The following is a 14248-nucleotide window of genomic DNA, read 5'->3' as shown; positions in this document are numbered from 1 at the left end:
TCCTTAGGTAGAGATTTCGGGCCGCGCGGCCTGGGGTATGTCGCGCGATTCCAGGCGGTAGAGCCAGGCGAGCAATTCTGCCACCGCGACATAGAGTTGGGGGGGAATATGCGCGTCCAGGTCGACCTGCATGAGCAAGCCCACCAGTTCGCGCGATTCGTGCACGTACAGTCCGTTTTCCTCGGCCGCGCGGACAATCGTGTCCGCCAGCTGGCCGTAGCCCTTGGCCACCACGCGGGGCGCGCCGTCGCTTTCGTCGTACGAGATGGCGACCGCCGCGTTGCGGTTGGCGTTCGGGCCGGCGTCCGCGGGGGAGGAAGGGGTGTTCATCAGAAATCGGTCGGGATGACGGGGCGGGGTTCAACCACGCTTACCGTCAGATTGCTCAGGGTCAGGCCGGCAGCCAGAAGGCGCGAGCGTAGCATGTCCGAGGAGTCGTTGATCTCGGAGGCGCTATGCGGCGCAATGAGCTGCAGCACGATCTGGTCGCCCGCAAGGTTCAGGCGCGCGTCCACCAGGCCCAGGCGCGGCAGATCCAGCTTCACGCGCGTGGCCCAGGTGGGAACCGCCGATTCGCGGTCGGCGCCGTAGGGGTCACGTTCGACTTCCCACTCCATCTGCGTGCCGGGCCAGGCTTCGCCTTGCCAGTTCACCGTCTGATTGGCCAGCACGTCCAGCTGCTGGCGCACCAGCACCGTCAGATCCTGATGGATGCCGCTGATCGGCGCGCCGGGCGTGGACGATGCCGCCGAGCCGCCCGAGGACGCCGGCGCTTCTGCGCCGCCGGCAGACCGGCTGGCGCTGGCCGCTTCGGTGCGGCCGCGGGCCTGGACGTTGGCGTGCGAGGCCGTGTCGCGTGACAGCCGGGCTTGCGGCTCGTTCTCCAGCGTGGACGGATTCTTGCGGCCAAAGACCATGTCGGTCAGATGCGATTCGTAGAACAGGCCGCTGGTCTGCAACGCATTGCGCAAGGCCTGGCCGAGGGCGCGGGCAGACGGGCCGCCGGCGGCAAGCGAGGCGTGCGAGACGGCGTCGGCGCCTTTCGCGCCAACGGCTTGTCCAGCCGGATGCGTGGCCGGCTTGGCGCTGGCCGCGTCTGCGGCCGCAGAAGGGGCAGCGCCCGGGGTGGCGGCAGAAGTGGCGGCAGATGTGGCGGCAGATGTGGTGGCGGCAGCGGGCAGCGGGGTTGCCGGTGCGGCGGCGGGCTGGCCGGGCTGGCCAGCCTGCGCGGGTTGGCCGGATTGGGCCGGGCCGGCCTGGCTGCCCGGGGCGGCGCCACCGGGTTGCTGTCCGCCCTGCGCATCGGCGCTCCACAAGGGCGCTCGGCCTTGCACGGCCGGTGCGGCTTCAGGGTATTGGGCAAGCAGGGCCAGGATGGTGCGAGCCGTCGTGCCCAGCGTGGTCGGGGCCGACGCGGTCGTGTCGCTGCTGGTGACCAGGCCGCGCGCGGCCAGTGCCAGCGCGGCGGCGGTTTTGGGGTCGACAACAGTATTCTGGCGGTCGCCTCGGGCGCCGCCAGTCTGTATGCCTTGCCGGGTATCGCGCGCCGAGCCGTCCGAAGGCCCGGCTTTCTCCGGGCTGCCGGGCTGGCTGACCGCGTCGGGCCGCGCGCCCGAAATCTGGTTGGCGTTCGCGGCGGACATCGTCGTGCCAAGCACGGCGTCCAACCGCTGCACCAGGACGTTGCCGAGCGCGGCGGGACCGATGCTCATTCGTCAGGCGCCTGGTTGCCGTAGGCGGACAGCAGGGTCTGCTGGCGCTTCATGCGTCCCAGCAGTTCGCCCAGCCGCGCCAACTGGGGCAGCGCCAGGTCGCGCGTCATGGCATCGTTTTCAAGAATGCGCACAAGCAAGTCGTACTTCATGCTGCGCCCGGCTTCGTCCAGCGGATTGACGGGTTCGGCATGGCGCAGGCGCTCGACCTGCTCGCAATAGAGCTGGCCGTGCAGGAGTGCGGTGTCCCAGTCGCCGGCCTGGGCGGCCGTCAACATCTCGCTCGTTGAGAGCGCGATCTCCTGGTACTGTTCCAGGATGGTGGAAGACTGGGTGAGCGACGTCATAGAAATCTCGGGCGATCGATGGCTGGCAATAGCGGTTATGGGGGCCATCAAGGCGTTGCGCCCGGGGCAGGCCGATCGATGGAAGTCTGCCAGGCGTCGGCCAGGTCCGCCAGCAGGCGGTCCGCAATGTCCAACTGCTCGACGTCGGCTTTCAGGTTTGCCATGAGCAGGGTGCGGACGATGTAGTCGTAAAGCCGGCTCAGGTTGGCGGCGATGTCGCCGCCGGCTTCCATGTTCAGGCCCATCTTCAGGCCTTCGTCGACGATCTTGATGGCCTTGGTGATAGCTGCGCCGCGCTCGGCAACCCGCCCTTCCTGCAGATGCAGGCGAGCCTGTCCGATTGCCGCGCGCGCACCCTGGTAAAGCAGGGTGATCAGCCTTTCCGGTGTGGCGCTCATCACTTGGGTCTCCAGGCCGATATCGGCGTAGGAGCGGACAGAGTATGAGCCTGTGGGGCGGCGCGCGGCGTACGTCATTTAATGCATCTTCTCGGTTATCACTTCGTCGACTTGTTCATGGCCGCGAACTGCTGCGTCAGGTAGTTGGCCGTGACCGACTGCTGCGCAACGAATTTGTCCAACTGGACGAACTGCGCGCGCATCAGCTCCAGCGAAGCTTCGCCAGCGGCCTTGGCGCGCGTGTACTGATCCTTCACGTTGGCGATCGACTTGGCCAGACCGTCGGTCTTGGTCTTGATCGAGCCGGTGTCGCTCAGGATATCCTTGGTCGCCTTTGCAAAATTGGCGGCCAGGCCGTTTTCGCCCGTCAGCATGCGCGAGACGTCCGCGCCGTTCGCGGACAGCGCCTTGTCCAGCTTGGTCTGGTCCAGCGTCAGCTGGCGCGTCTGCGGGTTGGTCGTGATGCCCAGGTCGGCCAGCGAACGCAGCGTGCCTTCACCCGTCACGAACTGCAGGGCGCTGGCGAGCGACGACTGGATGGCGCGCGTCGTGCCGTCGCCGGTCAGCGGCTGGTTGGTGGCGGCGGCGGCGTCGAAAGCCGTCAGGTTCTTGATCGTCGTCTGCAGCGTGTTGTAGGCGGTCACAAAGCTCTGGATCGCCTTGCTGGCCACCGAGGGATCGCTTTCCAGCTTCAGCGTGATGGGCTTGCCGGCTTCGGTCTTGGACGACAGGTTGAGCGTGACGCCGTCGATGGCGGTCGAAATGTTGTTCGTGCCGCTCTTGACGGTGATGCCGTTGATGTCGATTTCAGCGTCGACAGCGGCGGTGGCCGTCATCTTCGCGCTGGTGTCGGCAGCGTCGGTGTTGTAGTTCAGGACGTCCTTGAGCGACTGGTCGCCCGTCACCGTGATGGACTTGACCGACGCCTGCACGCCCGTGTTCTTGGCGGTCATCATCAGGTAGCTCTTGCCGTCGCCGTCGGTGATGACGGTGGCGCGCACGCCCAGCGAGTCGTCGGCGTTGACCGCCTTGACGATGCCGTTCAGCGAGGTGTCGTCCTTCAGGTCGACGGTCTTCTTGGTGCCGTCGGCCAGTTCGATTTCAAAGGAACCGGTGGCGCCATTGGACGCCTTGCGGTCGGCGACCGCGCCCGATTGCAGGGTCTGGGAGGTGGCAACGTTCTTCACGTTGATCGTGTACTGGCCGGCCACGGCGCCTTCGGCGGCCACGGTCGCGGTCAGGGCGTCGCCGCCGGTCACGCTGCCTTTCACGGCGCCCAGCGTCTCGGGCTTGCCCAGCGCGGCGGCAGCCTTCTGCACGGCTTCCACGGCGCTCTTGAGCTGGCCGTATGCCGTAACGCGGGTTTCGAAGCTGGTCTGCCGTACGGTGTACTGCTGCAGCTTCTTTTCCTCGGCAGCCTCCAGCTTCGAGAGGATGTCCTCCAGGGGCAAGCCTGAATTCGAACCGAGGTTGGTGATGGTGGCCATGTGAAGTTCCTTCCTAGCGATGCAATTCTGACAAAAATGTGGTCCCGGCTATCGGCCGGGTAAAGGCATAAGGCGGGCCTATTTCGACGGTTCTCGTGCCGGGCCCCGCTGCAATTTTGGCGAACGGCGTTTTAAGTGCCGGATCAGGCCGAGGTCTTGATACCGTTTCCCTGCATGTTCACGATCATTTTGGCGATCTTGAGCACCGCTTCGCTGGGGATGGTGCGCAGGACGTCACCCGACTCGGCGTCGATCACGGACACAACCACCTGGTGCACATTCGGGTCGATCTCGAACTGAAGCTGGGTCGACCAGGCCTTCATCTGTTCGTTGATCTCGTCCAGCGCCTTATCGAGCGGCATCTTCTGCGCATTGGCCTGATCCGACGTGGCGTTGCCCGAGCCGCTGCTATTGCTGCTGGCGGGGGCGGGCGTGGCGGTGGCGGAAGGGTCGGGCGTGGCGATAACGGTCGAAACCGGTAACGACGCGAACGCTGCGGGGGCTAACGGGGTTACGGCCATGATCACTCCAACGGCGAGGGGGGCGTCTCGGAGAACGCGCTGTTTTCAGGAAATTCTCAGTTACCATAACGGCACCCTCGGGGCGAACTTTAGCCCCGCGCAACTGGATGGTTCACGTGCTAAGAGTCTGGATCGGGCAATGAGTGTCAAGACGGCGTTGCGAGTTATCGAAATCATCGAAACCTACGCCCGCGAGAAACGCGCGCTGCCCCTGTCGGAACTGGCTCGCCTGCTGGATGTGCCGGTGTCCAGCTGCCTGGCGTTGATCCGCACGCTCACCAGCCTGGGCTACCTGTATGAAACCGGACGGCGCCAGGGCTACTACCCGACCGGCCGGCTGCTCGCCATGGCCCAGCGCATCGCGCGGGCCGATCCTGTCCTGGACCGGGTGTATCCCAGCCTGGTCGAACTGCGCGACGCGACGCGCGAAACGGTGGTCTTCGCCAAGCTGTCGGCCGACGGCCGTGTCGTGTACCTGGATGTGCTCGACTCCCCCCATACGATCCGATACGCGCCGGTTGCCGGCGAGTTCAAGGACGTTCACGCCAATTCGCTAGGTAAAGCGTTGCTTTCGCTGCTGGACGACACGGCGCGCGATGCGCTGTTGGCGGGCATCCCCATGACGCGCTACAACGAGCGCACGCTGGTGACCCGCGAGGCGTTGCTCGCGGATCTGGACGCCTCGCGGCAGCGGGGATGGTTCATGAATAGCGGCGAGTCGATCGCCGACGTGGGCGCGATCGCGTGGCCGGTCACGCTGTCCGGCGAACACTACGCCATTTCGGTGGGCGGCCCGATCTACCGGATCGAGCCGGAGCAGGAATCGTATGCCCGGATCCTGCGGGCGGCCTGCACGGGGCTGGAGCAGCAGGCCTGAACCGCGCCCGCCTGCGGGCGGGGCGCTCGCCTAGTACGACTTGGGCAGGCCCAGCACCTTTTCCGCAATGAAACACATGATGAGCTGCGGGCTGACCGGCGCGATGCGGGGGATGAAGCTTTCGCGCAGCAGCCGCTCCACGTGGTACTCCTTCGCGTAGCCCATGCCACCCAGCGTCATCACCGCCGTCTGGCAGGCGTTGTAGCCCGCTTCGGCCGCCAGGTACTTGGCCGAGTTGGCGGCCGGGCCGCAGGGCTTGCCCGCGTCGTACAGGCTGGCCGCCTTGAACACCATCAGGTCCGCGGCCTCCAGCTGCATCCACGCCTGGGCAAGCGGGTGCTGAATGCCCTGGTTCTTGCCGATGGGGCGGCCGAACACGGTGCGTTCGCCGGCGTACTTGACCGCCCGGTCCAGCGCCGCGCGGCCAATTCCCACCGCTTCGGCGGCGATCAGGATGCGCTCGGGATTCAAGCCATGCAGGATGTATTCAAAGCCGCGGCCTTCCTCGCCGATACGATCGGCCACCGGAATCCGCAGGCCATCGATGAACAGCATGTTCGAATCGACCGCCTTGCGGCCCATTTTTTCAATCTCCCGCACCTCGATCTTTTCGCGGTCCAGGTCGGTGTAGAAGAGCGACAGTCCCTGCGTGGGCTTGTCCACCTCGGACAGCGGCGTGGTGCGGGCCAACAGCAGCATCTTGCTGGCCACCTGGGCCGTCGAAATCCAGATCTTGCGGCCATGGACGATGTATTCGTCGCCCTGGCGCACGGCGCGGGTGCTCAGTTTGGTCGTGTCCAGCCCCGCGTCGGGCTCGGTGACCGCAAAGCAGGCCTTTTCCCGGCCGGCGATCAGCGGTTCGAGCCACCGCCCGCGCTGTTCATCGCTGCCGAACACCACGACCGGATTCAGCCCGAAGATGTTCATGTGGACGGCCGAGGCGCCGGTAAAGCCCGCTCCCGACGCGGCGATGGTCTGCATCATCAGCGCCGCTTCGGTCATGCCCAGGCCCGCGCCGCCGTACTCCTGCGGCATCGCGATGCCCAGCCAGCCGTCGCGCGCCAGGTCCGCGTGCAGGGGTTCCGGAAACCCGCCCTCGCGGTCTCGTTCCAGCCAGTATTCGTCGGGGTAGCGGTCGCAGATGCGGGAAACCGCGTCGCGCAGGGCGAGCTGGTCGGGGGTGAATTCAAAGTCCATCGTTGTTTCCGTCCTGGGTAATGCCACGGGCAAGCATGGCGTCGATCTGTTCCTGGCCGTAGCCCGCCTCGGCCAGCACCTCGCGGCTGTGCTGCCCGAGGCGCGGGGCAGGGCGCCGTATCGAAGTCGGCGTGGCTTCGTAGCGGCCCAGCGTTCCCGTGGTGCGAATGCGGCCTTCCGACGGGTGGTCCATTTCCTGGATGAAGCCGGTGGCGGTCAGGTGCTCGTCCTGCAGCAGGCCGTCGATGGTGTAGAGCTGCGAGGCGGGAATGTCGGCGCGCGCCAGTTCCGTCAGCCAGTCCTGGCTCGGGCGGGTGGCGATCACCTCGGCCACGAAGGCGTAGACCTCGCTGATGTGCGCCGCGCGGGCGCCGTGCGTGCAAAAGCGCGGATCCTGCGACAGCTCGGGACGCCCGATCAATGCGAAGAAGTTGCGCCAATGCTTGTCGTTGTAGATCAGCAGGCAGATGTATCCGTCCGCGGTGGCGTACGGCCGGCGATGCGGCGCCAAGAGGCGCGCGTAGCCCGTGGGACCCATCGGCGGCTCAAAGGTCGCGCCGCCCAGGTGGTCGCCCAGCACCAGGTGCGCCATGCCCTCGAACATCGGGATCTCCACCTGCTGGCCGCGGCCGAGCGTGCGGGCGCCCAGCACCGCGGATACCAGCGCGATGCCGACGTGCAGGCCGACCGCCCGGTCAGCCAGCGTCAGCGGCGCATAGCGCGGCACATCGCCGCTCTGCTGCGCGGACAGCGCGGCAATGCCGGTCTGCCCCTGGATCAGGTCGTCGTAGGCGGGACGGCCGGCGTAGGGGCCGGCTTCGCCAAACCCGTAGGCGCCCACGTACACAAGGCGCGGGTTGCGGGCGGAAACGGCCTCGTACGACAGCCCCAGCCGCGCCATCGCCTGCGGGCGGATGTTGTAGAGCAGGGCATCGCAGCCTTCCGCCAGTTTCAGGCAGGCCTCCCGGCCCTCGGGGGTTTTCAGGTCCAGGACGATCGACCGCTTGTTGCGGTTCAGGTGCAGGTACAGATGCCCCATGCCCGGGTTGCGCATGGGGCCGACGGCCCGCATGTTGTCTCCCGCCGGCGACTCCACCTTGATGACGTCCGCGCCCAGGTCCGCCAGGACCTGGGTCGCATACGGCCCCATCACCACCGAGCTCAGGTCCAGAATGCGCACGCCGGCGAGCGGCCCGGCGGCCGGCGTGTCGGGCAGGGGCTGGTCGATCATTGCTGCTCGATCCCCGCGTCGCGGATCAGCTTGCCCCACAGGTCGCGCTGTTCGCCGACGAACTGGGCGAAGGCCTCGGGGGTGCTGGAGAACGCATCAAATCCCAGTCCCGCCAGGCGCTTTTTCGTGTCGGGATTCGCGGCGATCTTGTTGATGGCCGCATTCAGCTTGGCCACGATCTCGGGCGGCATCCCGGCCGGGCCGAAGTAGCCGTTCCAGGAATTCAGGTCGAAGTCGGGCACGCCCGCTTCGGCCATCGATGGCAGGTCGGGCACGATGGCGCTGCGCTCGGCCGTGGACACGGCCAGGGCGCGCAATTGCCCCGACTGCACGAACGGCAGGCCCGAGGCCAGATCGGTGAACATGAAGTCCACCTGGCCGCCCACCACGTCCGTCAGGCTTTGCGGCGTGCCTTTGTAGGGCACGTGCAGGATGTCGATCTTGGCGCGGTTGGCCAGTGTTGCGCCGGCGACGATGCCCGTGCTGTTGCCGCTGGCATAGGTGATGCGGCCGGGATTCTTCTTGGCGTCGGCCACCAGGTCAGCCACCGTCTTCCAGGGGCGCTTCGGGTTCACGACCAGGATGAAGGGCAGGTTGCCGCCCCGCGCGATGGGGGTGAAATCCTTCACCGGGTCGTATGGCACGTTCTTCATCAGCCACGGCGCGGCCGAATGGGACGTGTTGGTGGTGACGAAGAGCGTGTAGCCGTCCGGCTTGGCGCGCGCCACGTAGTTGGCCGCGATCGTCGCGTTGGCGCCGGGTTTGTTCTCGACCACGACCTGCTGGCCAAGAATGGTCGACAGTTCGGCCCCGAAGATGCGTCCCACGGCGTCCGTGCCGGATCCGGCGGGAAAGGGCACCACGAGGGTGATGGGCTTGGTGGGGTAATCGGCGGCGTGCGCGGGGCCAGCGGCCATCAAGGCGGCGCCGCTCACTAGCGCGGCGCCCAGCAGGCGTAGGGATTGCATGGGTGTGTCTCCTGTTTTTATGGAATGCGGCGCGGCTCTGCGGCCGCTGCCTGGGTCAAGCCGCGTCAAGCGGCCGAGGGTGACGCCGGAAAATCGCGTATCACGCGGTCGGGGGATTCTTCGTACGGGGGCGTGTAGATGACCAGCAGCCGGGCCGGCTCGTCGCTCGTCACCGTGAAAACGTGGGGGATATCGGGCGGGAAGTAACAACAGTCGCCCGGGCCCATGTCGGCCCATTCGTCCTGCACCTGGGCGCGGGCGGTGCCCGATATCAGGTAGCAGACCTGTTCAATGCCGGGATGCGCATGCGGCAGCGCGCCCTTGCCCTTGTCGATCACGCCCAGCAGGACCTCCACCCCGCGGGCGCCCACGGTCTCCGGGCTGATCAGCCGGCGGTTGAGGGTGCCGGTGTGGTTGGCCGGGTGGTAACCGGGGACGTCGGCTTCACGCACCAGCCAGCTCGGGGTATCACGCTGCGTCATGTCTCTTCCTTATATTTTTCATACATGAATTTATTTTTACGTATGAGAAAAACATGGGCAAGCACTTTTTGTTCCGGGATACCGGGCCGCGCCCTAGGGGATTAGGGAAAACACCGGGCGTGGACTGCTAAAATCGCAGGCTGATTTCCTTTCGCGAACCCGCCTCATGTCTTCTGTCCGCACGCCTGACGCCGCCGCCAACCTGTCTGATTGGCTGCAGTACCTGGAGTCCATCCACGCCACGGCGATCGACATGGGTCTGGACCGGGTGCGCCAGGTCGCGGACCGCATGGCGCTGTCGCTGCCCGGCGTGAAATTCGTCGTCGGCGGCACCAACGGCAAAGGCTCCACCTGTGCCATGCTCGAGGCCATCCTGCTTGCGGCGGGCTACAAGGTGGGCTTGTACACCTCGCCGCACCTCATCGACTTCAACGAGCGCGCCCGCGTCAACGGGCAGATCGCGTCCGATCAGGACCTGATCGCCCAGTTCCAGGCCGTCGAAGCCGCGCGCGGCGACGTCTCGCTGACTTACTTTGAATTCACCACGCTGGCCATTCTGCGCCTGTTCTCGCAGTCGCGGCTCGACGCCGTCGTCCTCGAAGTCGGCCTTGGCGGACGCCTGGATGCCGTGAACATCGTCGACGCCGACTGCGCCATCGTCACCAGCGTCGACCTCGATCACACCGACTGGCTGGGCGACACGCGCGAAAAGATCGGTTTCGAAAAAGCCCATATCTACCGCAGCGGCCGGCCCGCCATCTGCAGCGACCCAGTGCCCCCGCAGTCGCTGCTGGATTACGTCCAGGAGATCGGCGCGGACCTGTGGCTTTTCGGACGCGACTACAACTATTCGGGCGACCGCCAGCAGTGGGCCTATGGCGGGCGCGAACAGCGCCGCAGCGCGATGGCTTATCCGGCCCTGCGCGGCGCCAACCAATTGCTCAACGCCTCGGCGGCGCTGGCCGCGCTGGAATCCGTGCGCGACCGACTGCCCGTGCAGCAGCAGGCCGTGCGCCTGGGGCTGCTGCAAGCTTCGCTGCCGGGCCGCTTCCAGATCCTGCCGGGCCAGCCCACCGTCATCCTGGACGTTGCGCACAACCCGCACGCCGCCGCCGTGCTGGCGCAGAACCTGGACAACATGGGCTTTCATCCGTACACCCACGCGGTGTTCGGCATGCTGAACGACAAGGACCTCGCCGGCGTGGTGGCCAAGCTCGGTTCCCGCATCGACTACTGGTATTGCGCGGGCCTGCCCGGACCGCGCGGCACCCCGGGCCAGGCGCTCGCGGACCAGGTCGGCGCGGCCCTCCCGCCGTTGCCCGCCGGCAGCGAAAGCCCCGGCATCCAGGCCTACGCCGATCCTGCCCAGGCCTTTGCGGCAGCGCGCGAACGGGCAGGGGAGAATGATAGAATCGTCGTATTTGGATCGTTTCTCACCGTAGCCTCCGTTTTGCAGGCTCTGGGTCGCAAGGCATAGGCAAATCGGGCCATTCGCGTCATGGCGGCCGTGCCGCCGCAATGCCGCAAGGCGCCGCAAGGAATTCTCTTCCATGGGTTTTTTCAAACGCAAAGATCCTGCCGAGCAGGCGCAGGCCTCCAAACGGGCTGCCGTGCCCAGCGAGGTCCAGGCGGCCGAGTTGCGCGGCCGCGCGCGGCGCAGGCTTGCGGGCGCAGTGGCGCTGGTGCTGGCCGCAGTCATCATCCTGCCCATGGTGCTGGACTCTCAGCCCGCCCCGGTCGACGACAACATCCCCATCAAGGTGCCGGAACGCACGACGCCGTTCCAGCCTCAGGTCTCCGAACCCCAGGTTGCCGCGCCCGCCGACCCCTCGGCGTCCGGGGCCACCGACCCGGCCGCGGTGCCTACGCCTCCCGCCGTGAATTCCGTGCCGCCCGTGGCCGCCGCGTCCGGCACGCCCACCACGCCCCACACCACGCAGCCGGCCACCCCGCCCGCGACGCCTGCCGTCCCGCCGGCCACGCCGCCCAAGCCCGAAACCAAGCCCAAGCCCGAGCCCGCCAAGTCGACCACGCCGGCCAAGCCTGAAACGCGTTCCGACGACGGCGCTCGCGCCCTGGCGCTGCTCGAGGGCCGCAGTGCGCCGGCATCGGCGCCCAAGCCGGAAGCGTCCAAACCCGCCGCCGCGAAGGGCAATTTCGTGCTGCAGATCGCTGCCTACACGACTTCCGAAGACGCCCAGTCGCGCCGCGGCAAATTGCATCAGGCCGGCGTCACCAACGCCTTCGTCGAGCAGGCCACGATCAATGGCAAGCAGCAGTACCGTCTGCGCGTGGGGCCGTTCCCGTCGCGCGAGGCGGCCCAGGCGGCCCAGGCGCGGTTGCGCACGCTGGGCTATGACAATGGTTTCATTGCCGCCCAATAGTGACCGGCTTCGACTTCGTCGTGCTGGCCATCCTGGTGGTATCGGGTGTGCTGGGCCTGGTGCGCGGCCTGCTCAAAGAGGTGCTGTCGCTGGTCGCCTATCTGCTGGCCTTCGTGGCCGCGATATGGTGGGGCCCCACGGTGTACACCTGGCTGGAGCCCTATATTGAAACGACGCTGCTGCGCATGGGAGTCTCCTACGCGGCGGTGTTCATCATCGTGTTGCTCGGCGTGGGGTTGGTCAATATGACGCTTGCCGCCCTGATCCGCAGCACCGGACTCAGCCCCGCCGATCACGGCCTGGGCGGAATGTTCGGGCTGGCCCGTGGTCTATTGATCGTGCTGGCGCTGGTCGCCGCCGCAGGGTATACGCCGCTGCCGCAAGAGCCGTGGTGGCAGGACGCCATGTTTTCGCATTCGGCCATCGAGGCCATCAAACATATCAAGACGTGGCTGCCGCCAACCCTGGCGACGTGGCTGCCGTACTGATTAGCTTCAAATCAACCAGGAAATCTCACCATGTGTGGAATCGTAGGGGTCATCGGGCGCGGGCCGGTCAACCAGCTGCTCTATGACAGCTTGCTGCTGTTGCAGCATCGCGGGCAGGACGCCGCGGGCATTGCGACGTCGCAAGGCAACCAGTTCAATATGTACAAGGCGCACGGCCTGGTGCGCGATGTCTTCCGCACGCGCAACATGCGCGCGCTGCCCGGCACGTCGGGCGTCGGCCAGGTCCGCTATCCCACCGCCGGCTCCAGCGCCAGCGAGGAAGAGGCCCAGCCGTTCTACGTCAATGCCCCGTTCGGCATCATGTTGTCCCACAACGGCAACCTGACCAACTGGCGTGAGCTGCGCGAGTCGCTGTATCGCGTCGATCGCCGCCACATCAACACGAACTCCGATTCCGAAGTCCTCTTGAACGTGCTGGCGCACGAGCTGCAATCGGCCGCCAACGGCGTGTCGCTCGACGAGGACGCCATGTTCCGCGCCGTGTCCGCCCTGCACAAGCGTGTGCGCGGCGCCTATGCCGTCGTGGCCCAGATTTCCGGCTACGGCCTGCTGGCCTTCCGCGATCCCAACGGCATCCGCCCGCTGTGTATCGGCCGCCAGGAAACCGAAGAGGGTGTGGAATGGATGGTTGCCTCGGAATCCGTGGCGCTTGAAGGCAGCGGATTCACGTTCGTGCGCGACGTGGAGCCCGGCGAAGCCGTCTTCATCGACCTGGACGGCCGCATGGTGGCCCGCCAGTGCGCCGACAACCCCCAGCTGGTTCCGTGCATTTTCGAATACGTCTACTTCGCCCGCCCCGATTCGATGATCGACGGCGTGTCGGTGTACGACGCGCGCCTGCGCATGGGTGAGTACCTGGCCGACAAGGTCGCGCGCAACATGCGCCTGGGCGACATCGACGTCGTCATGCCGATTCCCGATTCCTCGCGCCCGGCCGCCATGCAGCTTGCCGCACGCCTGAACCTGGACTATCGCGAAGGGCTCATCAAGAACCGCTACGTGGGCCGTACGTTCATCATGCCGGGCCAGGCCGTGCGCCGGAAGTCGGTGCGCCAGAAGCTCAATGCCATCGGCATGGAATTCAAGGGCAAGAACGTGCTGCTGGTCGACGACTCCATCGTGCGCGGCACGACCAGCCGCGAGATCGTCGACATGGCCCGCGCCGCCGGCGCCAACAAGGTGTACTTCGCCTCGGCCGCGCCTCCGGTGCGCTTCCCCAACGTGTACGGCATCGACATGCCCACGCAGAGCGAGCTCATCGCCACCGGCCGCACGGACGAGGAAATCGCCCGCGCCATTGGCGCGGACAGCCTGGTCTACCAGGACCTGCACGACATGCAGCAGGCCGTGCGCGACATCAATCCCAAGCTGACGCGCTTCGAGGCCTCGTGCTTCGACGGCCAGTACATCACCGGCGACATCACGCCCGAGTACCTGGCCCGCCTGGGGCAATCGCGCTCCGAGCCCGGCAAGGACGAAGATGCGGGCGGCCTGCGCTTCAACATGGGGCACACCTCCGACGAAGCCTGATCGCCGCCGGCGTTTGGCGCAGAACAAAATGCCGTCCCTCGGGACGGCATTTTTTTACCCGTTGAAGATGCGATCTAGCCTTTCGCTTCCCACAGCGGCGTGCGCGTGGCCTCCAGGTGCGTCAGGTATAGGCGCAGGTCGAATTCGTACTGGTGGTAGTGCGGCTCCATGCGCAGGCACATGTTGTAGAAGGCTTTGTTATGGTCCTTCTCCTTCAGGTGCGCCAGCTCGTGCACAGTGATCATCTTCAGGAATGGCGCGGGCACGTTCTTGAACAACGTCGCCACGCGGATCTCGTGCTTGGCCTTCAGCTTGCCGCCTTGCACCCGCGAAATGTAGGTGTGCTGGCCCAGCGCGTGCTGAATCACATGGATCTTGCTGTCGAACACAACCTTGTTGATCTGGTCGCCATTGCGCATGTGGGCGTTCTTCAGCTCGGTCACGTACTGGTACAGCGCCTTGTCGGTGCGCACGTCGTGCGCGCCTTCCGGATAGCGCGCCAGGAGGGCCGCGCCCAGCTTGTCCTGGTCGAGCAGTTTCTGGGCCTGCGCCAGCAGCGGTTCCGGATAGCCGGCCAGGTATTTCAGTGTCTGCATGTGCACGCC

16 protein-coding genes are annotated in these 14248 nt (G+C 66.4%); 5 read left to right on the top strand and 11 right to left on the bottom strand.

Translation table 11 applies throughout. From position 1 onward, the window contains the following. Positions 1 to 3: 3 nt before the first annotated feature. The 6 genes from KVT32_RS24055 to KVT32_RS24030 all read right to left on the bottom strand — a co-directional run bounded on the left by KVT32_RS24055 (position 4) and on the right by KVT32_RS24030 (position 4465). Positions 4 to 330 (bottom strand): EscU/YscU/HrcU family type III secretion system export apparatus switch protein, encoded by a 327-nt coding sequence (locus KVT32_RS24055; RefSeq protein ID WP_056316694.1) that lies wholly within the window; start codon positions 328 to 330, stop codon positions 4 to 6. After that, positions 330 to 1712, bottom strand: coding sequence for a flagellar hook-length control protein FliK (locus tag KVT32_RS24050; RefSeq protein ID WP_217618920.1), 1383 nt, complete (start codon positions 1710 to 1712; stop codon positions 330 to 332). Before KVT32_RS24050 ends, KVT32_RS24055 begins: the two co-directional genes overlap by 1 nt. Then, entirely contained in the window at positions 1709 to 2059 is a 351-nt protein-coding gene (locus tag KVT32_RS24045; RefSeq protein WP_056316700.1) for a flagellar protein FliT, read from the bottom strand. The genes KVT32_RS24050 and KVT32_RS24045 overlap by 4 nt, the downstream gene beginning before the upstream one ends. A 47-nt stretch (positions 2060 to 2106) precedes the next feature. Beyond that, positions 2107 to 2535, bottom strand: a complete 429-nt coding sequence (fliS, locus tag KVT32_RS24040; RefSeq protein WP_056316703.1) for a flagellar export chaperone FliS — start codon at positions 2533 to 2535, stop codon at positions 2107 to 2109. Positions 2536 to 2555: 20 nt separating this feature from the next. After that, positions 2556 to 3944 carry a flagellar filament capping protein FliD gene (fliD, locus tag KVT32_RS24035; protein WP_056316706.1) on the bottom strand — a complete coding sequence of 463 codons (1389 nt, stop codon included), beginning with the start codon at positions 3942 to 3944 and terminating at the stop codon, positions 2556 to 2558. A gap of 143 nt (positions 3945 to 4087) precedes the next feature. Continuing rightward, the gene (locus KVT32_RS24030; RefSeq protein WP_056316709.1) at positions 4088 to 4465 is read right to left on the bottom strand and encodes a flagellar protein FlaG; all 378 of its coding nucleotides are present in this window, start codon (positions 4463 to 4465) and stop codon (positions 4088 to 4090) included. A 139-nt stretch (positions 4466 to 4604) separates the two neighbouring features. On the opposite strand from KVT32_RS24030, the gene KVT32_RS24025 reads away from it, so the two are divergent. Then, on the top strand, positions 4605 to 5342 hold the full coding sequence (locus tag KVT32_RS24025) for an IclR family transcriptional regulator (RefSeq protein ID WP_142055703.1): 738 nt from the start codon (positions 4605 to 4607) through the stop codon (positions 5340 to 5342). Positions 5343 to 5372: 30 nt separating this feature from the next. On the opposite strand, the gene KVT32_RS24020 is transcribed toward KVT32_RS24025, so the two are convergent. From KVT32_RS24020 to KVT32_RS24005, 4 genes are all read right to left on the bottom strand, one after another. Beyond that, the gene (locus KVT32_RS24020; RefSeq protein ID WP_142055701.1) at positions 5373 to 6539 is read right to left on the bottom strand and encodes an acyl-CoA dehydrogenase family protein; all 1167 of its coding nucleotides are present in this window, start codon (positions 6537 to 6539) and stop codon (positions 5373 to 5375) included. After that, positions 6529 to 7770, bottom strand: coding sequence for a CaiB/BaiF CoA-transferase family protein (locus KVT32_RS24015; RefSeq protein ID WP_217618919.1), 1242 nt, complete (start codon positions 7768 to 7770; stop codon positions 6529 to 6531). The genes KVT32_RS24020 and KVT32_RS24015 overlap by 11 nt, the downstream gene beginning before the upstream one ends. Further along, positions 7767 to 8738 carry a tripartite tricarboxylate transporter substrate binding protein gene (locus KVT32_RS24010; RefSeq protein ID WP_056316720.1) on the bottom strand — a complete coding sequence of 324 codons (972 nt, stop codon included), beginning with the start codon at positions 8736 to 8738 and terminating at the stop codon, positions 7767 to 7769. Before KVT32_RS24010 ends, KVT32_RS24015 begins: the two co-directional genes overlap by 4 nt. A gap of 65 nt (positions 8739 to 8803) precedes the next feature. Beyond that, positions 8804 to 9220 carry a cupin domain-containing protein gene (locus tag KVT32_RS24005; RefSeq protein WP_062841386.1) on the bottom strand — a complete coding sequence of 139 codons (417 nt, stop codon included), beginning with the start codon at positions 9218 to 9220 and terminating at the stop codon, positions 8804 to 8806. A gap of 166 nt (positions 9221 to 9386) precedes the next feature. On the opposite strand from KVT32_RS24005, the gene folC reads away from it, so the two are divergent. The 4 genes from folC to purF all read left to right on the top strand — a co-directional run bounded on the left by folC (position 9387) and on the right by purF (position 13643). Next, complete coding sequence (folC, locus tag KVT32_RS24000; protein WP_056316725.1) at positions 9387 to 10697, top strand: bifunctional tetrahydrofolate synthase/dihydrofolate synthase; 1311 nt, start codon at positions 9387 to 9389, stop codon at positions 10695 to 10697. A 73-nt stretch (positions 10698 to 10770) separates the two neighbouring features. Continuing rightward, positions 10771 to 11604 carry an SPOR domain-containing protein gene (locus KVT32_RS23995; RefSeq protein WP_217618918.1) on the top strand — a complete coding sequence of 278 codons (834 nt, stop codon included), beginning with the start codon at positions 10771 to 10773 and terminating at the stop codon, positions 11602 to 11604. Continuing rightward, positions 11604 to 12092: a CvpA family protein gene (locus KVT32_RS23990; RefSeq protein WP_056316730.1), complete on the top strand. Its 489-nt coding sequence runs from the start codon at positions 11604 to 11606 to the stop codon at positions 12090 to 12092. The genes KVT32_RS23995 and KVT32_RS23990 overlap by 1 nt, the downstream gene beginning before the upstream one ends. A gap of 30 nt (positions 12093 to 12122) precedes the next feature. Then, positions 12123 to 13643 (top strand): amidophosphoribosyltransferase, encoded by a 1521-nt coding sequence (gene purF, locus KVT32_RS23985; protein WP_217618917.1) that lies wholly within the window; start codon positions 12123 to 12125, stop codon positions 13641 to 13643. 74 nt (positions 13644 to 13717) lie between these two features. On the opposite strand, the gene KVT32_RS23980 is transcribed toward purF, so the two are convergent. Next, complete coding sequence (locus KVT32_RS23980) at positions 13718 to 14239, bottom strand: YgjP-like metallopeptidase domain-containing protein (RefSeq protein WP_152384189.1); 522 nt, start codon at positions 14237 to 14239, stop codon at positions 13718 to 13720. Between the last annotated feature and the right edge of the window lie 9 nt (positions 14240 to 14248).

Origin of the sequence: Achromobacter sp. GbtcB20, assembly GCF_019091095.1 — a bacterium.
GTDB lineage: Bacteria > Pseudomonadota > Gammaproteobacteria > Burkholderiales > Burkholderiaceae_B > Achromobacter > Achromobacter mucicolens.
This window is presented reverse-complemented; position numbering and strand designations above follow the sequence as displayed.